A 20,386-nucleotide genomic window follows, 5' to 3' on the forward strand; every position below is an offset into this window, starting at 1 on the left:
AATATGAAAGCCTATTTGTTAACTGAGATGACTTGGGAAGAAGTAAAGGATGCATTACATACTGTAAAACTAGCAATAATTCCAATCGGTGCACACGAACAGCATGGCCCTCACATGGTTGAAAGCTGTGATGCTGTACTAGCTGAGAAAATGGCTGAGAAATTAGCTGAAAAAATGTATCCTCATGTAATTGTGACACCTACTGTCAATATGGGAGTCTCGCACCATCATTTGAACTTTCCAGGAACCATTTCATTGCAACCGACTACGCTTATAGCAATTTTAAAAGATATGATTATATCTCTTAAACATCATGGTATTCAAAAATTTTTATTATTAAACTCTCACGGTGGCAATCAGTCAACTTTAAATGTTGCTTGCACCATGTTGTCAGAAGAGCTAGGTACAGAAATCTATTATGCTAAAACGACGGCATCTGCCAAACTTTCAATCTCAGAATCTATTCACTCGCCATTGTTCGGTCACAGCTGTGAACGAGAAGTGTCAGAAGCACTTTACTTGGCTCCTCACTTAATTAGACCAAATAAAATTACTAAAGGAAGCATCCAAAACGAAGGTAGATGGAAGCAACTACGACCTGGTAAAGCTATTCAAGGGTTTTATCGATATGAAGAGATGACGACTAATGGTTGCATTGGGGATGCAACGAAATCAAGTTTCGAAATTGGGGAAAAGATTGTAGGTGAAGCACTCGAAAACCTTTCAAACGAACTCCAAAAGCTTTTACATCTAGAAGAATGTAAGTTGTAAGTACCTATAAATGAGAGGGTGGGGTTTATGGATTTAACTGTTGCTCACTGGCTTTATGGTATCATGACACTTGTTGTAATTGTGACTATGCTGTTTCGAAAAGGGGTTGTATTGCCTACCATCATTGGAACCTTTCTTGTTTCTGTTGCTTATAAAGGATCAGTTGTTGGTGGATTTCAAGCGTTATTCAACGCAAATCTTGTAGCAGCAAAGGAGCTATTTACCATCTTTTTAATCATCACTTTTATGGTGGCATTATTACATTCCTTAAAAGATACTGGTGCAGATGAAAGAATGATTGCTCCGATGCAAAAGGTAATGAAAAACGGACATATTGCTTTTGCTGTTCTATTAGTTGTCACATACGTCATTTCTTTATTCTTCTGGCCTACTCCTGCCGTTCCGCTTATTTGTACGCTATTAGTACCTGCGGCTATTCGTGCTGGTTTATCGCCAATTGCTTGTGCCATGGTTGTTTCTATTGCAGGACAAGGTATGGCATTATCTTCAGACTATATTATGCAGATCGCTCCAATGCTTACTGCAAAATCAGCAGGTATTCAAACATCAGCTGTGTCAGGTAAGGTCATGATTCTCTCTTTAATTACAGGGGGAGTTGCAATCGCGATTACTTACTTTACTGAACGCAAATCAATCGGTAAATCAGAAAGTGAAGCTTCATTGAAACATTTACAGTCACTTGTAAACAAAAACTCTTCTGCAAACGAAATAGCTGCTGCAACAGAAGCTACTATAGATGATAGAGAGCGTGAAAAATGGGGGAAAATCTTTGCTGTATTAGTCCCACTATCACTACTAGCAGTTATCATATTTATGTTTTCAACGAAAATCGGTAATGGTAAAATGAGTGGTTTTGAGGGAGGGGACGGTGCAGCATTTATCGGTGGTGTTGCCACTATGTTGTTAGTAGTAACATGTGTAGCGTTCCGTCGTTTACAAGCTCTTGATAAAATTAGTGAGCATATTACAGAAGGATTCGTATTTGCATTTCGTGCAATGGGACCAGTTATTCCGATTGCAGCATTCTTCTTCTTAGGTAGTTCGGACTTTAGCGGTACCATTTTTTCCTTAGGAGAAAATGTAGCAAAGCCAGCGTTTTTAGTTGATTTAGTTCAGGCTGGTCAATCAATCATTCCACATAATTCGGTTTTAACATCTTTTGGTCTATTAATTACTGGAGCGATTACTGGGTTAGAGGGTTCAGGGTTTTCTGGATTACCGCTAGTGGGAGCTTTATCAGGAGCGTTGGCACCTGGAGTTGGTATGGAGCCTGGAACGCTAGGAGCAATCGGTCAAATGGGATCTGTGTGGACAGGTGGTGGAACGTTAATTGCGTGGTCCTCATTAGTAGCGGTTGCTAGTTTTTGTGGAGTGAATGTTTTAGAGTTAGCTAGGAAAAACTTACTTCCTGTTGCTACAGGCTTAATAGTCTCTACCATTGTCGCTCTCGTTATATGGTAGAGCATCTCTTTAAAATTTAGAAAAATTAGAAAATTTAGTGAAAATGTATTTACAAATAAAAAACAATGGGTTACTATAAGGTTAGTTGGTATACCAAATACAAAATACAAATAAATACCTCGTATTTAGTAGTTTTTATAAGTGTTTTAAGTGATTTGGTATACTTCGATTGTTTAACTAAACTATTAAACTACATAAACATATTGGAGGAGGAGTTTGGATGACTAGATTATTATCTAAAGATGAGTTTCGTAAGGAATTAGAAGAAGCGATTAAAGGGAACCACAGCCAAAAAGCACCTTTTACTGTAGCATGGGCTGAAGGAAAATTAGAGCGTAGTCACTTCGCTCGCTGGGCTGAAAATCATTACCATTATGTTGGACCTTTTGCAGATTACTTAGCTTATATCTACCATAACACTCCAAACTTACCAAAATATGAAGATGCAAAAGATTTCACATTACAAAACATGTACGAAGAAGAAATCGCTGGCGATCGTCATACAGACTTATTAATTCGATTTGCTGAAGCTTGCGGAACAACTCGTGAGCGTGTATTGGATCCTAATAACATGGCTCCAACAACGCTAGGTTTACAAAGCTGGTGTTTTGCAGTAGCAGCACGTGAAAACTTCGTAGTAGCAACTGCAGCATTAGTTGTAGGACTTGAATCTCAAGTTCCAGACATTTATCGTAAGCAAACTCCAGCATTACGTGAGAAGTACAACTTTACAGATGAAGAGATTGAATTCTTCGACTTACACATCGTATCAGATGAAATTCACGGAGAGCGTGGATACAAAATTGTACTTGATCATGCTGATACTCCTGAGTTACAACAACGTTGCTTAGAAGTAGTTCGTACTGGTGCAAAAATGCGTCGCATGTATATGGATGGCTTATGGAGAGAATATCTTGAAAAAGATTTAGGTGCTCTAGTACAAGCATAATAATTAGAAAATAAAATGGCAGTTTCCGTCTAGGGAACTGCCATCTTGTTCAGAAAGGATGATAAATTTGCTAACTACTAAACTAGAAACTTATAAAAATTACATATCTGGAAGTTGGGTCGAGTCAGTAAATAATAAAACGTTCCAAAGCGTAAACCCTTCTAATAAGGAAGATATTGTCGGCACATTTCAAGCTTCGACAGAACAAGACGTGATTCAAGCAATTGATGCAGCAAGCCAGGCTTTTCCTGCGTGGGCACAAACTCCACCTTCTAAACGTGCTGCTATTTTAAATAAGGCGGCAGCAATATTAGAACAGAGAGTGGAACAACTAGCAGAGGAATTAACACGAGAAGAAGGAAAAGTTATAAGCGCAGCCAAACAGGAGGTGCTTCGCTCAGCAGAAACGCTTCGTTATTATGCAATTGAAGGACAAAGCTTTACGGGGGAAACGTTCCCAAATGATGATCCAAATATGAGAGTCACAACAGAAAGGGAGCCTCTTGGTGTTATTTCAGTCATTACACCATGGAATTTCCCAATCTCCATACCATCAAGAAAGATTGCTCCGGCATTAATTACTGGAAATACAGTTGTTTTCAAGCCTTCATCTGATACACCTTTAATTGCATTTCGACTCGTTGAGGCGCTTCATGAAGCTGGTATACCAAAAGGAGTCATCAATTTTGTAACTGGAAGTTCATCCGATATCGGGGATATCTTAGTTAAACATCCTGCTATACGAGGAGTTACTTTCACTGGGTCTACTAGTGCTGGGGAACATATTCATAAAAACACATCCTTTACTACAAGAACACAAATGGAGCTTGGTGGAAAAAATCCTCTTATTGTAATGGATGACGCAGATGTAGACTTAGCAGTTAACCTAACCGTGAATGGAGGCTTTCACCTTACTGGTCAAGCATGTACAGGCACTAGCCGTATAATTGTTATGAAGGAAGTAAAGGAACAATTTGTGCAGAAATTAGTAGAAAAAACAAGTGCTTTAAAAATTGGCGATGGATTTGACGATCGTGTCATTATTGGACCTTTAGCAAATGAAAAGCAGTTAAAAAACGTGCTGAAGTATATAGGAATTGGTAAAGAAGAAGGGGCTACTCTTGAATATGGAGGCCAACAGCTTGCATATGGAAAATATGAAAACGGCTACTATATTGAACCGGCGATCTTTACGAATGTAAAGCCCGATATGCGCATTGCTAAAGAAGAGATTTTCGGCCCAGTAGTTGCTGTAATTGAGGTAGAAAGCTATGAAGAAGCCGTTTTAATTGCTAACGATGTTGAATATGGATTATCTGCATCGATTGTTACGAATAATTTGAAACTCGCTCATCAATTTACTAAAGATGTTCAAGCAGGGACAGTTAAAGTAAATCGTACAACGACAGGTAATTTGATGAATGCACCATTTGGTGGAGTAAAACGTTCTAGTACTTCTACATTCCGTGAGTCAGGTAGAGTTGGACTTGAATTCTTTACACAAATAAAAACAGTCTATATCGGTTACTGAGGAGGATTTAAAAATGAAAAAAATTTTAAAATTAGAACTAGATGAAGCAAAAGTAATGATTGAGGCTGCTAAGAAAAAATCAGAGGATATTAACGTTCCTGAGACGATTGCAATTGTAGATGACGGAGGATATGTCATTGCACTTGAACGAATGAATGGTGCTCGTATTACGGGTCCTGAAATTGCTATTGCTAAAGCATATACGGCAGCGGGACATAAACGCTCCACTCATTTATTTAATACAGAACCAAACGGACCAGCCCTTCCGGGAAATGAAGCATTTGGAATACAACATATGCTAAATGGAAAATTTGCAATTTTTGTAGGCGGATTTCCAATTGTAGTTAATGGGGAAGTCATTGGTGGTGTGGGGATCAGCGGTGGAAATGGAGAACAGGATACAGAGGTCGGAACAGCTGCTTTACAAGCATTGCAAGAGTTCCTTTCAAATGACGGTTATGAAGTTGTTACTGATGCAGACATTAAAAAATAATACTTTGGAGGCGGTTAGGTGTTGTTCCTACATCGCCTTTTTTGGTGTACTAACATTCGTATAGAAAATAGTTGGGATTAAAGTTTGTATTTATAGGCTATAAAAGTAGTTAACTAAAAGTAGAACATGATTGGAATGGATTTCCATCTATGTGCTCGATTACTCATTTAAAAGATACTATAATAGAAATATCGATTTACTTTTAACAAAATGATGATACACTATTTTAAAATAGGCAAGAAATAGGAGGCAGGTGAATGGAATGGAGATGGAAACTAATTTTCTTTCAATCCGGGAACATGCGTATAGATATTTAAAAGAATTGATTTTAGAGGGGCATTATAAGCCAGGTGATCGCTTAATTGAACGGGAGCTTGCTGTTAAGCTAAATATTAGTCGTACACCTATTAGAGAAGCTTTATTCCGCTTAGAATCACAAGGGTTTGTAAAAACGGTTCCGCGTAAAGGTGTCATCGTTTCGAATATTTCTGATGAAGACATTATGGAAGTGTTTACGATTTTATCTTCATTAGAAGTGTTAGCAGCAAAATTGGCTGCTAAAAAAATGACGGACGAAATTCAAAAAGAGTTTGATCAGAAAATCAAGGAGCTTCTTTATATTGAGGAACACTCAGACGAAACCTTCGAGAATGAGCATATCGAAATGAATCTCCTACTATATAAGGCAGCGAGAAGTCCGAAGCTTTTTGAAATTTTATCCGGCTTAACAGATTATATCCATATGTCTGCTAATATGGGGTACGAAACGCCTGGAAGACGTAAGGAATCATTGAGGGAACATATTGAAATTATGAAAGCAGTACGAAATAAAGAAATAGAAATGTCGGAGTATTTAACGAAAATTCATATCGAAAATTCTAGACGTGCGTACATGAACTACATAGAAAAAAGAAAAGAAAAAACGACATAAAAATAGTTTGTGGATGTTTGCGTCTCTTTTCTTGTATGGAAAAATCAATTTTCTATAAATAATAAAACCCCTATTAGATAGACTATTAGATCGTCTAGACTAAGGGGGGCTTTTTATTTTAGTTTCGTATTTCACAAATAATAAAGAGAAAATACTAGATACCAACAACGATCGAGGACGTTCTATTTTTTAAAGTATTACAAATACTCATTGCAACTATATATCCCGTCTTTGGATTAGTAGAAGAAGGAATATTTTGCACCTTTACTTCCATTTCACCAAAAAATCCCTTTACGAAAATTTGGTGTGTATTACTGGTTATGTTTGGATCTACATAAACTTGTACTTTTGTTTTATCAAATCCGATTCCAGCAAGACTCAAGGTTGCTGAAACATTTGTGCTTTCCGGAAAAAGCTTAGAAGATTCTCTAGCAACACCATTATATATGCAAATTGGCTCCGTAACGGTGTCTAAATCGACCTTTTCCTCTGCAATCGTTCCTCTCCATGCACTCGGTGGTTTTCTCGTTACAAGTTTTACTTCATCAACCCCTTGTAGTATAGAAGCAGCTACACGATCCAATCCAGCAATCGCAGCAGAAGGGATGATAATCTTGCTGTTAGTAAGCTTTGCAGTAGTTTCAAGTTCTGCTAATAATGCGTCATCTGCTAATGCACCTACAGAAGAGATGATAAAGTCACTACTAGTAGACAGCGTCCTTTTTCCATACTTATAGACAGCTTCATGACCCGCAGCTTCAATTATGAGATCCAATCCCAATCCAAAAAAAGTCTCTTCATTGTCGTAAAATAAATCGCTTATATGCGATTCGTATTGATCCTTTCTCCGTACGAGAACCGCCTTTAATGATACATCACCAGCCTTGCCTTCGTTTATATATTTGACGATATCTTGTCCGATTGCTCCATATCCAATTAATCCAATAGTAAGCACATACATCACCTCATTTTTTGAATATTAAGACGCATTTGGTATACAAAATATTATATCAGACCGGTATATAAAAACAAATAGAGTAATATAAATTAAGAAAAATAGCTTAATATATGTAATTTTTATATTGTCAGAAAATTATAAATATGGTATATTGTATACCAAAGAGGTGAAGAGGAGGATTTGAATTATGCCAAAACTGAATTTTGCTACTAGTGGAAAAGTATTAGAAGTACCGGAAAACTCCAATATTTTACGTATGTCTCTTAGATTTGATGGAGAATTACCAAATCGATGTGGTGGCGGCGTTTGTGGATCCTGCGTTTGTAAAATTGAAGAGGGTACTGTTGATCATATAAAAGTACAGGAGCGTCGAAAACTTGGTGAAGAATGGTTAAGCAAAGGGTTCCGTTTAGGTTGCCAAGCTTTCATTACTGAAGATGATGTAACGATTTCATGGAACGAAGAAGTAACAGATGAAGTAAAAAAACGTAAATTAGATCATCCGAAAAAGAAAGTGACATCTACACCATAAAATCCAATTTTAAGAGCGGGAGTGAATGATATGTTGTTAGTATGCGACAAACATATGAAAGAAGCCTTACAGTTAGTAGAAATGCCTCATATTCAAAAAGCTCAAACTGGTGAGACATGCTCGTTTTGTAATGTGGAGACTTCGCTTTTAATGAATATGGTCAATCAACCTATTCCAGTGATGAAAAAACCATGCGGTAATTGTGTGAAGTGCTCTTGTCTTATTGCAAACTAAAAGAAAGATAAACTAAAGGGATGGATTTTATGAAACAGTTAAACATCTTTATCGCCTTTTTTAGGAGCAGCATGCTCGGATACGGAGGTGGACCATCGACCATTCCTTTAGTACATAAAGAAGTGGTTGAACGCTTTAAATGGATGAATGATGAAGAATTTGGAGATGTGCTCGCTATTGGAAACACACTGCCAGGACCGATTAATACAAAAATGGCTGGATACATTGGGTTCAAAGTAGGTGGTAAAATTGGGATGATTAATGCAATAGTTGCAACGATCCTGCCGACGATTATTTTAATGGTAGTTTTATTGACTACTCTAGTGACATTTAAAGATCTAAAATGGGTGCAAGGAATGACTAAAGCAATTGTACCAGTGGTTGGAGTCATGCTTGGTGTACTAACTTGGCAATTTGTAGAAGCTTCCGTTAAGGGGTTAAAATGGCCCTTTACAATCGGACATATTATAGTAGGGATTGTTTTAATGCAATATTTTCATATACATCCAGGATTTATTATTGGAGGGCTACTGTTATTTGCGGTCGTTAAGCCAACCAAATCAGTTGAAGGTAAAAAATCAAAAGGACTGTCTGCATAATGGTATATTGGAACATTTTCTGGGCGTTTTTTGTTGCTAATATTTTAGGGTATGGAGGAGGCCCTGCGACCATTCCTCTTATTCAAAAAGAAGTTGTCACAAGAGGTTGGCTTACACATCAAGAATTTAATGAGGCTCTTGCTATGGGAAACTCCCTACCTGGACCGATTGCTACGAAAATGGCAGGGTATATCGGATTCCATGAAGGTGGTATACTAGGTTCATTTTTGGCTGTATTCGCTACAGTTGCACCGTCATTAATCCTCATGCTGACCTTAATGGGAATTTTGTATAAATATCGTCATTCGATTCAAGTTAAGCGAATGACTCTTTACGTCAAGCCAACAATCGCAGTTTTACTTGGCGTTATGGCTTATAATTCATTTCATGATTCATATTCTCAAATTGGTATTGGACAGTTTTTATTTTTAGGAGTAATCAGTTACATATTAATGGAGAAAGTAAAGCTACATCCGGCTTTTATTGTAATAGGAGCTTTGCTATACGGTGGATTAAATTTATAATTTGAAAAAAGGGTAAGCAAATTTCATTGAATTTTGCTTATCCTTTTTTGCACATTAGTAAGTATAAATATTTTAGCGGCGAAGGGGATTTGACGTAGTCGCATATTTAGGAAATGGAGAAGTGCAACTTTAGTCTCTGTCTTCGCTTTAAAGTTCGCCAATCGGCGAGTTTTCTTTTGAATGTTTGATATAACTTTTGTTTGTAATTTGTTATTGTAATCTACTTTCAACTTGTTGACAAACTTCATCAGCTGTTAAGCCACTTGCCTCGATTACTGATCCTTGTGTAGCTACATTTTGCATTCCCATTACATTTGAATCAAGTCCTGTTACTACGCAGCAATCGCAACCATTTGCATCTGATTCTTGTTTTAATTCAACAACATCATGTCCCGCTGAACGTAATGCTTCTTGGACATTAGTTAAAGATTGTTCTACTCCGATTCTAGCCATAAAAAACACCTCCTCAGATATATAAGATTTGCAATTTACAGGAAAAATATTCTTTGAATAAAGAAGTTTAAGTTTAGAAAAAGTAAAGATGGAGGTGTTTAAAATGGGAAAAACTAAAAAAGATCCATCGAGAGTTGGCTTAGGATCACCAAATGTACAAGGTCAAGGGACTACAACATCTGAAACTGGTGTTGAGATGTCTTCTAGTAGAAAAAAACAAAAAAGAGAGATTAAATAAAGACTTTTAGAATTCAAATGTTGGGAATTTGTCAGTGACATTCAAATTAATCTGACAAGAACTCTATTTTATAAGAAAATGTCTCGCCACCTATTTATATAGGTGGTTTTATTTTGAAAAAAAATAATAATATTATATGTAAGAGGAATCTACGATCGTTAAGAAGAATTAAGAACTGTATTTTCTTTTTAAATAAACAATGGAGAAAGTAGATGAATAGATGAATCATGTTGTAAATGGTGATGTGGTTGGAGGAAAAATAAAGTCTTTAAATGATAATATTGTTGTATGGCGAGAAATGTATGATTTTGGGCCACTGAGTCGAGATTGGACTTTAGAAAAAACATATAAAAGAAGAGCAGAATTTTTTGAACAAAAGCTACAAATTCCTTCGAGTTTTTTTATTGAAAATTGCCGAAGCCAATTTCAATTATTAAATGAACTATCTCGTTCTGAGGAAGTTGTCCTATGGTTCGAACATGATCGATACGATCAGGTGACAATACTTTATTTATTATCGGAATTATCGACACTTGGATTTCATAAAATTTCGATGGTTAGTATAAATGAATATGAAGGAATTGAACCATTTCACGGATTAGGTCAATTATCTTCAGAACAATTAATTGGATTACTCCCAACTAAACAAGAAGTTTCAGACGAACAAATAGAAGAAGCATGTGCTGGATGGAAAGCTTATTGTTCAAATAATTTAGATGAACTTGATGATTTTATTCAAAAATGTCATGCGCTTCCGTTTCTAAAACAAGCTTTATTAAGTCATATGACATATTTTCCTTCTAAACAGAATGGATTAAATGAAGTAGAATTTTTAGCATTATCAATGATCAATGAAGGTATTAACTCCTTTGCAGAACTATTTAATAAACTCGTAAGACAAAGAACAAATGATGGATTAAGCGATTTATATTTCGCAGCAATTTTAAATGAATTATTGAAAGGTGATTTCCCTTTAATAAGTAGTGACAGTGAATTACCAAGTTATAAACAACATAACCCAAAAGCAAAAATTGAATTAACTAAATGGGGATTAGACGTACTAATGGGAAAAGCAAATCGAATGAATTTAATAGGAATAGACTGGTGGGTTGGAGGGGTTCATTTAGTTGAAAAATCCTCTAATAATAACAAGTAAGGTCAGGTATTAATAATGGATGTTGTATTTAAATCAGAGAACAAAGTATTTAATTTTAGGGTAGCAGGTATATGGATTGAAAATGGGCATGTCTTAATACACAGACTAGCAAGTGACACAATTTGGTCCTTACCTGGTGGTAGAATAAAATTCAATAAAGAGTCACATTTAAGCTTAAAAAGGGAGATCAAAGAAGAACTAGGAATAGAAATTGAAATTGATCAGATGATGTGGACAGTAGAAAATTTCTTTTCTTATAAAGGAAATGATATTCACGAAGTTGGTCTTTACTATAAAATAAACTCAGAGAACAAGCTTACTAATTCATTGAATGAATCATTTTACGGTATTGAAGGGGACCGACTAATTTTTAATGGGTCAGTTTAGAAAATCTAGAAGAAATCGAATTATACCCTGAATTTTTACGGAAGAAATTAAAGGAAGTTTCAACCGAAAATCATTTTATCGTAAAAGATAATTGAAATTGTTATAGAGGTGGTCATATGCGCCCGATATTATTTGGAATATTAGCGGCATTTTTCTTTTCAATCACATTTATTTTAAACCGCTCGATGGAATTATCTGGTGGAAGTTGGATTTGGAGCGCATCCTTAAGATACTTTTTTATGGTGCCTTTTTTATTGATCATCGTAATCTCTAGAAGAAATTTGAATGATCTATTGAAAGAAATGAAAGGCAAGTTAAAAAGTTGGGTTATATGGTCAACAATTGGATTCGGTTTATTTTATGCACCAATATGTCTAGCAGCAGTTTATTCACCAGGATGGCTAATTGCTAGTTCATGGCAGATCACAATTTTATCTGGGTCACTTTTAGCACCATTTTTCTTCATCTCAATTCAAACATCAAATGGAATCCAAAAGGTTCGTGGGAAAATTCCTTTTAAAGGATTAAGCATGTCTTTATTAATTATATTTGGTATATTATTAATGCAGATTGAGTTAGCTACAAAAATAGCTATTTCAACAGTTTTAACAGGTATTTTACCAGTTATTATTGCCTCCTTTGCATACCCCCTTGGCAATCGAAAAATGATGGAATTATGTGATGGAAAGCTGGATGTATATCAACGCGTTTTAGGAATGACCTTAGCCAGTTTACCGTTTTGGATCATTCTATCAATCTATGGTTTATATACTGAAGGACTACCAGGTCAAAATCAAGTATCACAATCATTAATTGTAGCGATCTCATCAGGCGTAATTGCTACTGTATTATTTTTTCAAGCTACTGATTTAGTAAGGGGAAATATGCAAAAATTAGGAGCAGTAGAAGCAACCCAATCCATGGAAGTATTATTCACAGTAATTGGTGAAATGATTTTCTTATCAACGGCATCTCCATCAATTATTTCTTGGATTGGAATGATTATTATCATGATCGGCATGATCTTGCATAGCTATCTATCACAGAGGGGAAATTCCGTACAGCAAGATAAGGAAACTGTTAATTTATGAATGTGGAAAGAGGTGATTAATCTGTATAAAGAATTCAATGCATCACTTGTATTAGATAAAAATAAGAATTCGATATCCATCTTAACACCAATAGATTTTAGTTTTAATGAATGCTTAGTATTCCTAGCACGATCTAAAAATGAGGTACTTCATCAGGTTAAAGAGGAATATTTTTTAAAACTTATTAAAATAGAAAATAGATTAATTTTACTAAAAGTAAGTAGTGCTCATAACGAATTATTAATTGAATTTCCAGACCAACATCCAAGTGAAGAAATAAAAGTAGCTGCAGCAGCATTTATATGGGATTTATTTGATTTAGGCAGAGACTTAACAGAGTTCTATCAATTAAGTAAAAATAATCAAATGCTACAGTTGTTAATTGATCAGCATTTTGGACTTCGCGTAATTGGAATTCCGGATTTATTTGAAGCATTTACATGGGCAATTATGGGTCAACAAATCAATCTGACATTTGCGTTTTCTTTAAAAAGAAGCTTTGTTGAAAAATATGGAGAAAGCTTTAGATGGAAGGATGAAATAGTTTGGCTATTTCCAACTCCAGATGTAATATCCAAACTTGAGGTTTCCGATTTAACTAGTATGAAATTTACTACACGAAAAGCTGAATACGTGATTGGGATTGCAAAATTAATGACAGATGGACTCATTTCAAAAGAATCTCTAAATCGTTTAGAATCATACGAGAAAAAGTTAAATAAGCTTTTAGAAATTCGAGGAGTTGGGAACTGGACGGCTGATTACGTCTTGATGAAATGTTTACAAGAGAAATCCGCGTTTCCCATAGCCGATGTAGGAATACATAATGCATTAAAAAATCAACTATCATTAGAGAAAAAACCTTCAATTGAAGAAATTAAAAAAATGGGTAAAAAATGGAAAGGCTGGGAAGCTTACGTAACGTTTTATTTATGGAGATCATTATATTCCTAAATAAGTAATACAAAGCAAAGTCCTTTAAAATTGAAAAATCCCCCACTATTTCAATACATAATTGGTTTTTATTGTTAAAATAATGTGTAGTAACAAGAATAACTGGGGGAACAACATGAAAAGACTTATTTTATTAACTGTAATGGCTATTCTTGGACTTAGTGGATGTTCACAGTCAACAGCATCAGTTAATACGAAAACCGATTCCAAATTTACAGTTGAGCTTATAAAATGTATTGATGGGGATACTGCCAAATTTACTGAAGTTGGTACAACAAGATTCTTATATATCGATACGCCAGAAAGCACAAGGACGATTGAGCCATATGGAAAAGAAGCTTCAGCATATACATGTAATCTATTAAAAAATGCAAAAACAATTCAGCTAGAATATGATGGTCCAAAAAAGGATAAATATAATCGAACGCTTGCATGGGTTTGGATTGATGGCAGACTAATTCAAAAAGAAATCATAAAAAAAGGCTATGTAGAAAAATTTTATGATTATGGAAATTATGCCTATGAATCAGAGCTTAGAAGCTTACAAGCAACTGCCCAGCAGCAGAGGGTTGGATTATGGAGCAAAAATAAAACCAATCAAACAAAAACGAATAATTCGTCTAACAATAATAAACAGTATTTTAAAAACTGCGCAGACTTAAGAAAAGTCTATCCAAATGGAGTACCAAAAGGGAATAAAGCCTACCAATCGCAAATGGATCGTGATCATGATAATTATGCATGTGAAACGGAGTAAAAACACCTATTCAGACTGTTGACAAACGCTCGCTTTCTTTGTTACTTCGCCTGTCTTCGGTGCTCATTACCTTCTAGGGTAACTCCGCTCCTNNCTTCGCGCCTCGAAAGACAAGCGCTTGCAATCAGTCTGAAAATCAAGTTTTTAGTACTTTGTCTACACAATAAAACACCTATTACTAGGTGTTTTTTATCTGATTAGGTCTTTTATTTTCGAATTCAATTCCTAACTTTTGTAATTATTAAATTTTGTTCTAAAAATTTTATAAGAGAGGCAATTCTACAAAGGAATTTCGGTTTAATAATAGAATAGTATTAGTGCCTAAAAAATTATTTTTACAATCTTGTTTAAACATGACAAAATATAAATAAGAAAAATTGAAGAGGACGGGACTATGATTAAATTTTTTAAACGATTATTTAGTAAAGAAAAAACAAATCAAGTTACATTGCCATTAAAAGAAACTCGTTCCCTTTCAAAAGTGGAAATCGAATATATTATTAGTGAGTTTACTGATAAACAGAATAAATTAGTAGATGATATGAAAAAAAATTCAGTTAATATTGCCGATATTGAGTTTAATGAACTAATCACAAATAGAATCACGAATAATTTAAAGTACAGAATACCTTTTTTAGACATTGAGTTAATTTATTTAAATAATGTATTAAGAGGAAAGAAAGTAAAATCAATAAAATATAAATTGTTTCATCAAGTCAGAGAGACTGAAACGACAGAAATAACAGATATGGTTATTAATCAAGGATACTCTTTTGTTCCTTCAGTAGGTTATTTAAAAATTGGATAATATCATGATGAAACCCACAAGTTGTTCCTTGTGGGTTTTATGTTTTTCTTGAATTTCGTGGCATACGATCTAAGGTTAGAAATCCAAAACTCTAGTGTTTAAACCTGATCATGTGTTTCAAAATTCTCATTTGCCGTTGTTTTAGGTAAATCGTTAACCTCATAAGCCACCCTTATTCCGGATTCGATTGCACCTTGAATCCAACCTGGGGCTGTAGAGGTGTGATCACCAGCAAAATGAATTAGTCCTTCTGGAGTTGATATATATGGGGCAATCTCTGTTTGCTGGTCCGGTTTGAAAATAGCAAAAGCTCCACCTGAAAAAGGATTTTCTGCCCAACTAAATGTATTACCAGTAATAAACTCATTGTATATTTCTTTTCCGTAAATTTTCGATAAATCTTCTAGCGCATTCTCTATTTGTTCTTTTTCAGTTAAGCTATCCCAAATTGATGCGTTATCTTCCCATGTATAGCTTGCTAATATGACACCTGGGCCTTCTGAACCAACGGATTGGCTTGGGAAATAGGAATAACGAACAGGTAGGTCAGACGTCATTTTTCCTCCAATAAAACCCGCTTTCTCCCAAAATCTAGTTTTAAATTGTAAACCAATTTTAGTCGAAGCAACATAATGTAATTGTCGAATTGCTTTATATTTGTTATAAGAAAATAAATCGCGTGGAATGATTTCAACGAAGTTTAGTAAAGAAAAAGGTATGGTAATAATGGCTAAGTCTCCATTTACCGTATATGCCTGTGAGGTTTGTGTATCCTCAGTATGAATCGTTACAGAAGAGTCGTGTTGTTCAATTTTTTTCATTTTTTGATGGTAAATAATATTTTCTTGTAATTCAGGTAGGAATGAATACGGTAAGTGATCGTTTCCACCTTTTATTTCATAAAACTTTAGTCCAGGAGTAAATAGAATCATTACTTCTCGTAGTAAGGCTGTGAATGAAAGCTCAGGAAAGCCTTCCATCCCAAGCATAACCTTAATCATATCAATGGCTCCAACTGATAATGTTCTGCCATAAGGATTATATTTCAAATAATATTCCATCGAATAACGATCAAGTAATTTAATAACGATTTCCCAATTCTTTTTTGGATTCTTTTTAATGAAGTCAGTTACAGGTTGCATGGCGTATTGAGCCAAATATTCGGCTGTTTTGCCTTTTTCAGATGGTGAAGTAGGGAAGTTAAGAATGTCTGGATTGTCTTCATAAAGCTTTTGAATGGTTCTTACATTGTTTACGAAAATAATATCGTTTGGTGTGCTATTAATGAATTCTTCTAAAGGAAGGTTAAATTTCTTAATATATTCTAAAACAAGCAAGTGAATAGAAGGTATTCTCATAGCACCATTTTCCATATACTGTCCTGCATAAAAATTACGATTAGTAAAAATACGACCACCAATACGATTATTTCCTTCTAGAATTGTTACTTCATGTCCTGCTCCTTTTAAAAGTGAAGCAGCTACTAAACCTGATATCCCAGCACCAACAATTATGATCTTTTTAGGTTCAAGTGTTTTTGGAAGTCCTGTACGAATTGTTTGAAGCATTTGTTCCATAGATATAGGAGGCTCCATACTAACTGGCATAATTTCGCTCCTCTTTATTTATGACATTCATAGAAGTTTATTCAAAAATAGAGGAATATAGAAGAGTTTAAAAGCAGGTTTAGGAATAGAACTGGCATAAGAAAAAGAGCTTGAAAAATCAAGCTCTTAGTTTTGAAAAAGTCACTTAAAGTTTGCTACTTTTTACGTCTAAATAGGTTAACGATAAATACAATAATTGCGATAATTAATACAATATGAATTAGTCCACCTGCGATATGGAAAGTAAAATAACCTAATACCCATAAGATTAAAAGAATAAAAAATAAAATCCACATAATATGAACATTCCTTTCTTAATGACTGTATTATTACCTTGTCCAATTTTAACTTTCATATCCGTTTATTGATTACATAAGTGAAAAAGCCACCAAAATAGGCGGCTTTCAATGAATTAAAATTTATCAAAAACAGTGTAAGGCATTTGTCTCTTATGTCTAGATTTATTAAACCATGATTCGATTTTTGCTTGAGAGTCACGATTAATTTCTTTACCTTCCAAATAATCATCGATATCATCATATGTAACTCCAAGAGCGACTTCATCTGCTAATTGTGGGCGATCTTCTTCAAGGTCAGCAGTCGGAACTTTTTCATATAGCTTAGGTGGGCAATTTAATTCTTTTAGTAGCATCTTTCCTTGACGCTTATTTAGACGGAAAATCGGACATAGGTCTGATCCACCATCGCCATATTTAGTGTAAAAACCAGTAATAGCCTCAGCGGAATGGTCAGTACCTAAGACAACACACCCATTCATAGCAGCAATGCTATATTGAGCTTTCATTCTTTCACGAGCTTTTTCATTCCCTTTTGCAAAATCTGTAAGGTCAACGCCAATTTCCTTTAATGTTTTAACACTAGCATCTACAGCAGCTTTAATATTCACTGTGTATGTCTTAGTTGGCTGGATAAACTTTAACGCTTCCTGGCAATCCTCTTCGTCCATTTGAACGCCATATGGTAATCGAATTGCGATAAATTGATAATTTTTTTCTGATTGCTCACTATTTAATTCATCTATTGCCATTTGTGCAAGTTTACCAGTTAAAGTTGAATCTTGACCACCTGAAATACCTAATACAAAACCATTTAAAAATGGATGTTTTTTAAGATAACTTTTTAGGAAATCAACACTTATTCTTACTTCCTCTTTAGGGTCGATCACTGGTTTTACTTTCATTTCTTCGACGATTTCTTTTTGTAAACTGTTCAATCTTCATTCTCCTTTTGATACAGATTGTATTTTTTAATATAAGCGTAGCAATCCTCAGGTAATAAATATCTTGGCTCGCCGCCTTTAGCAAACTCTTCTCGGATATATGTTGAACTAATTTCCATCGCTAGTCCTTTATCAATTAGGTGAAATCTTGAACCATTATCATTGTTTCGTAATAGTGGAGAACGAGAGATGGTTTTTAGCATATCAATTCCATCACGGGCCATAACAATAAATTTATTTTCGGAAACTAATTGATCCCCGTATTTCCATTTTCCTTCTGCAATATCTTCAAGGAGATCGGCTCCCATTATGAAATAAACTTCATCTTCACTATACTTCGCTTTAAAATGGTTCATTGTATAGTAAGTGAATACTTCCCAAGCCTCTTTACTCATTTCATAATCGTCTGCAATAAACTTTGAGTTGTTTTGAATTGCCAATTTTAACATATTCCAACGATGTTCATCAGTATTATGTAATTGTTTATCTCTTCTTTTTGAAGAGCATGGTAAAAAGATAACTTTGTCTAATTGACAACGATGAGCAATCGTACTTGCAGTCCATAAATGAACGTTTGTAATCGGATCAAACGAACTGCCATAAATCCCAATTTTAGCCATTTTTCATTTCCTCTGTTTTCTTTCTAGCTTCTGCTATTTTTTCCATTTTGTTATCCCAACATTTTTGACTTAAGTCTACAGGATATTCTTCAGGGTTTAATGCACGTTTATATTCTTCCCAAAGTACACTTAAGTTGTTTTCAGCAAAATCCTGAATGTCTTTAATTGCAGGCACTTTGTAGACTAATTCACCTTTAGTAAAGATTTGGTGATGAAGTTCTCTAGCTTCAAAATTAGTTACAAACTTACTGATATATGGATGGACTGGATGGAATAACTTTATTTTTTCCTCAGACTCTGGATCTTCATCTTCAAGTGCAATATAATCAGCCTCAGCGTGATGGTTAACTGTATTAATAATTCGATACAATTTCTTAAGTCCAGGAGTTGTTACTTTTTCAGGGTTTTGGGAAATTTTTATTGTATCAATCATTTTCCCATCTTCATCTTCAATACTTACTAATTTATAAACAGCTCCAAGAGCTGGTTGATCATATGCTGTAATAAGCTTTGTTCCGATTCCCCACGAATCAATTTTTGCTCCTTGCGATTTTAAATTTAAAATTGTATATTCATCTAAATCATTCGAAGCAACGATTTTTGTATTTACGAAACCAGCTTCATCGAGCATTTTTCTAGCTTCTTTCGATAAATAAGCTAAGTCACCACTATCTAGTCGGATCGCTGCAAAGTTAATTTTATCACCTAGTTCTTTTGCGACTTTAATCGCATTAGGCACTCCACTTTTTAGTGTATCGTATGTATCAACTAGGAATGTACAGTTGTAATGACGATCTGCATATTTTTTGAAAGCTATGTATTCATCCCGATATGCTTGCACAAGTGCATGAGCATGTGTTCCTGAAACAGGAATATTAAATAATTTACCAGCACGAACATTACTAGTCGCATGAAATCCACCAATATAAGCGGCTCTTGCTCCCCAAATGGCAGCATCAAATTCTTGAGCACGTCTTGTTCCAAATTCCATTAACGTATCATTACCAACGATATGTTTAATTCGTGAAGCTTTAGTAGCAATTAATGTTTGATAATTGACTATGTTTAATAAGGCCGTTTCAATTAATTGTGCCTCTAATAGCGGTGCCTCAATTCTTAAGATTGGCTCATTGCCAAATACTAATTCACCTTCTTGAATTGCTCTAACTGAACCTGTGAATTTTACATTAGACAGAAATTGAATGAATTCATCTCTATATCCGAGTTCTTCTTTTAAATAGTCAAGATCTGAACTGCTAAATTTAAAGTTCTGTAGATAACTGATTATTTTTTCTAAACCCGCAAAGATTGCATATCCATTTCCAAATGGGAGTTTACGAAAATAAAGTTCAAAAATAGCGTTTTTATTGTGAATATTGTCTCCCCAGTAAGTTTCCGCCATATTAATTTGATAAAGGTCTGTATGAAGTGCAAAGCTATCATCTTGAAAGTTGTAATTCATTTTATTTCCGCCCCTAAAGTGTTTTTGAAATGACTTAATGCCCATTCATGCCCAGCTGCATTAAAGCTTGCAACAGCCTGCTCGTGAACGACTATTTTATAACCCTTATTATAAGCATCGACCGCGGTATGTAATACACAAATATCAGTGCAAACTCCTATTAAATGAAGTTCGTTTATGCCTCTTTCATTTAGTTTTATCTCAAGTTCTGTTCCTGCAAAAGCGGAGTAACGAGTTTTATCGAGCCATTGAATAGTTGAATTGCCTTTTGTTGAATTGTATAAATCCATTAATCCACCATATAAATCTCTTCCTTTAGTAAGTCTAATATTATGAGGTGGAAATAATTTTGTTTCGGGATGAAACGGATCGTTCTCATCATGGACATCTACTGCAAATACAACATAATCTTGATTTTCAATGAAACTTTTAGTTAGTTTAAGAATACTTTGCTCAATTTCCTGTGCCGGTTTACCACAAGTTAATGAACCAGCATCTGCTACAAAGTCGTTCGTATAATCAATAATAATGAGCGCTTTTTTATCCATTGATTAATCACCCCAAGTGTAAGAATGTTAATTTCTTCACATAATAGAAAAAATTAAATTA

At 34.7% G+C, this 20,386-nt stretch carries 24 protein-coding genes and 2 pseudogenes; 18 read left to right on the forward strand and 8 right to left on the reverse strand.

The window, feature by feature from the left end:
* The first annotated feature begins 3 nt into the window (after positions 1–3).
* The 6 genes from COJ46_RS16435 (at position 4) to COJ46_RS16460 (ending at position 6,157) form a co-directional block, all read left to right on the forward strand.
* The gene (locus COJ46_RS16435; protein ID WP_097973914.1) at positions 4–771 is read left to right on the forward strand and encodes a creatininase family protein; all 768 of its coding nucleotides are present in this window, start codon (positions 4–6) and stop codon (positions 769–771) included.
* Positions 772–798: 27 nt separating this feature from the next.
* Positions 799–2,253 (forward strand): hypothetical protein, encoded by a 1,455-nt coding sequence (locus COJ46_RS16440; protein WP_097973912.1) that lies wholly within the window; start codon positions 799–801, stop codon positions 2,251–2,253.
* A 220-nt stretch (positions 2,254–2,473) separates the two neighbouring features.
* Entirely contained in the window at positions 2,474–3,202 is a 729-nt protein-coding gene (locus COJ46_RS16445; protein ID WP_056471818.1) for an iron-containing redox enzyme family protein, read from the forward strand.
* Between the two features lie 58 nt (positions 3,203–3,260).
* Complete coding sequence (locus COJ46_RS16450) at positions 3,261–4,733, forward strand: aldehyde dehydrogenase family protein (RefSeq protein WP_097973910.1); 1,473 nt, start codon at positions 3,261–3,263, stop codon at positions 4,731–4,733.
* Between the two features lie 13 nt (positions 4,734–4,746).
* Positions 4,747–5,226: a GlcG/HbpS family heme-binding protein gene (locus COJ46_RS16455; RefSeq protein WP_097973909.1), complete on the forward strand. Its 480-nt coding sequence runs from the start codon at positions 4,747–4,749 to the stop codon at positions 5,224–5,226.
* A 262-nt stretch (positions 5,227–5,488) separates the two neighbouring features.
* A complete protein-coding gene (locus COJ46_RS16460; RefSeq protein ID WP_097973907.1) occupies positions 5,489–6,157 on the forward strand; it encodes a GntR family transcriptional regulator in 669 nt (222 codons plus the stop codon).
* A gap of 154 nt (positions 6,158–6,311) precedes the next feature.
* On the opposite strand, the gene COJ46_RS16465 is transcribed toward COJ46_RS16460, so the two are convergent.
* Positions 6,312–7,112: an aspartate dehydrogenase gene (locus COJ46_RS16465; protein ID WP_097973905.1), complete on the reverse strand. Its 801-nt coding sequence runs from the start codon at positions 7,110–7,112 to the stop codon at positions 6,312–6,314.
* A 190-nt stretch (positions 7,113–7,302) separates the two neighbouring features.
* On the opposite strand from COJ46_RS16465, the gene COJ46_RS16470 reads away from it, so the two are divergent.
* The 4 genes from COJ46_RS16470 to COJ46_RS16485 are packed head-to-tail and all read left to right on the forward strand — an operon-like array spanning position 7,303 to position 9,004.
* Entirely contained in the window at positions 7,303–7,647 is a 345-nt protein-coding gene (locus tag COJ46_RS16470; RefSeq protein ID WP_097973903.1) for a 2Fe-2S iron-sulfur cluster-binding protein, read from the forward strand.
* Between the two features lie 30 nt (positions 7,648–7,677).
* Positions 7,678–7,881 carry a hypothetical protein gene (locus COJ46_RS16475; RefSeq protein WP_097973902.1) on the forward strand — a complete coding sequence of 68 codons (204 nt, stop codon included), beginning with the start codon at positions 7,678–7,680 and terminating at the stop codon, positions 7,879–7,881.
* Between the two features lie 29 nt (positions 7,882–7,910).
* Complete coding sequence (locus COJ46_RS16480) at positions 7,911–8,480, forward strand: chromate transporter (RefSeq protein ID WP_097973900.1); 570 nt, start codon at positions 7,911–7,913, stop codon at positions 8,478–8,480.
* Positions 8,480–9,004 (forward strand): chromate transporter, encoded by a 525-nt coding sequence (locus COJ46_RS16485; RefSeq protein WP_097973899.1) that lies wholly within the window; start codon positions 8,480–8,482, stop codon positions 9,002–9,004. The genes COJ46_RS16480 and COJ46_RS16485 overlap by 1 nt, the downstream gene beginning before the upstream one ends.
* Before the next feature lie 210 nt (positions 9,005–9,214).
* Here the strand turns inward: COJ46_RS16485 and COJ46_RS16495 are convergent, their stop codons facing one another.
* Complete coding sequence (locus tag COJ46_RS16495) at positions 9,215–9,457, reverse strand: YkuS family protein (protein WP_056471845.1); 243 nt, start codon at positions 9,455–9,457, stop codon at positions 9,215–9,217.
* 103 nt (positions 9,458–9,560) lie between these two features.
* Between COJ46_RS16495 and COJ46_RS16500 the strand changes: the two genes are divergently transcribed.
* From COJ46_RS16500 to COJ46_RS16530, 8 genes and pseudogenes are all read left to right on the forward strand, one after another.
* Positions 9,561–9,695, forward strand: a complete 135-nt coding sequence (locus COJ46_RS16500; protein ID WP_082459488.1) for a YuzL family protein — start codon at positions 9,561–9,563, stop codon at positions 9,693–9,695.
* A 220-nt stretch (positions 9,696–9,915) separates the two neighbouring features.
* Positions 9,916–10,851, forward strand: a complete 936-nt coding sequence (locus COJ46_RS16505; RefSeq protein ID WP_097973895.1) for a DUF1835 domain-containing protein — start codon at positions 9,916–9,918, stop codon at positions 10,849–10,851.
* A 15-nt stretch (positions 10,852–10,866) separates the two neighbouring features.
* Positions 10,867–11,238: an NUDIX hydrolase gene (locus COJ46_RS16510; protein ID WP_286133431.1), complete on the forward strand. Its 372-nt coding sequence runs from the start codon at positions 10,867–10,869 to the stop codon at positions 11,236–11,238.
* 116 nt (positions 11,239–11,354) lie between these two features.
* Entirely contained in the window at positions 11,355–12,329 is a 975-nt protein-coding gene (locus COJ46_RS16515; RefSeq protein ID WP_097973893.1) for a DMT family transporter, read from the forward strand.
* 12 nt (positions 12,330–12,341) lie between these two features.
* Positions 12,342–13,283: a DNA-3-methyladenine glycosylase family protein gene (locus COJ46_RS16520; RefSeq protein ID WP_353652164.1), complete on the forward strand. Its 942-nt coding sequence runs from the start codon at positions 12,342–12,344 to the stop codon at positions 13,281–13,283.
* Positions 13,284–13,425: 142 nt separating this feature from the next.
* Positions 13,426–13,857 (forward strand): annotated as a pseudogene (locus tag COJ46_RS16525) (thermonuclease family protein); the annotation flags it as partial.
* A gap of 63 nt (positions 13,858–13,920) precedes the next feature.
* Positions 13,921–14,040, forward strand: a pseudogene (locus COJ46_RS25360) (excalibur calcium-binding domain-containing protein); the annotation flags it as partial.
* Between the two features lie 394 nt (positions 14,041–14,434).
* Complete coding sequence (locus tag COJ46_RS16530) at positions 14,435–14,848, forward strand: hypothetical protein (RefSeq protein ID WP_097973888.1); 414 nt, start codon at positions 14,435–14,437, stop codon at positions 14,846–14,848.
* Between the two features lie 98 nt (positions 14,849–14,946).
* Here COJ46_RS16530 and COJ46_RS16535 read toward each other — a convergent pair whose 3' ends face one another.
* The 6 genes from COJ46_RS16535 to COJ46_RS16555 all read right to left on the reverse strand — a co-directional run bounded on the left by COJ46_RS16535 (position 14,947) and on the right by COJ46_RS16555 (position 20,325).
* Positions 14,947–16,455 (reverse strand): flavin monoamine oxidase family protein, encoded by a 1,509-nt coding sequence (locus tag COJ46_RS16535; protein ID WP_097973887.1) that lies wholly within the window; start codon positions 16,453–16,455, stop codon positions 14,947–14,949.
* Positions 16,456–16,610: 155 nt separating this feature from the next.
* On the reverse strand, positions 16,611–16,751 hold the full coding sequence (locus COJ46_RS24185; RefSeq protein ID WP_216853880.1) for a lmo0937 family membrane protein: 141 nt from the start codon (positions 16,749–16,751) through the stop codon (positions 16,611–16,613).
* 116 nt (positions 16,752–16,867) lie between these two features.
* Positions 16,868–17,689: an ammonia-dependent NAD(+) synthetase gene (gene nadE / locus COJ46_RS16540; RefSeq protein WP_097973885.1), complete on the reverse strand. Its 822-nt coding sequence runs from the start codon at positions 17,687–17,689 to the stop codon at positions 16,868–16,870.
* Complete coding sequence (gene nadD, locus COJ46_RS16545) at positions 17,686–18,315, reverse strand: nicotinate (nicotinamide) nucleotide adenylyltransferase (RefSeq protein ID WP_056471873.1); 630 nt, start codon at positions 18,313–18,315, stop codon at positions 17,686–17,688. The genes nadE and nadD overlap by 4 nt, the downstream gene beginning before the upstream one ends.
* Positions 18,308–19,777 (reverse strand): nicotinate phosphoribosyltransferase, encoded by a 1,470-nt coding sequence (locus COJ46_RS16550; RefSeq protein WP_097973883.1) that lies wholly within the window; start codon positions 19,775–19,777, stop codon positions 18,308–18,310. Before COJ46_RS16550 ends, nadD begins: the two co-directional genes overlap by 8 nt.
* Entirely contained in the window at positions 19,774–20,325 is a 552-nt protein-coding gene (locus tag COJ46_RS16555) for a cysteine hydrolase family protein (protein ID WP_097973882.1), read from the reverse strand. The genes COJ46_RS16550 and COJ46_RS16555 overlap by 4 nt, the downstream gene beginning before the upstream one ends.
* Between the last annotated feature and the right edge of the window lie 61 nt (positions 20,326–20,386).

The sequence above is a fragment of the Bacillus sp. AFS077874 genome, from assembly GCF_002566505.1.
Lineage (GTDB): Bacteria > Bacillota > Bacilli > Bacillales > Bacillaceae_G > Gottfriedia.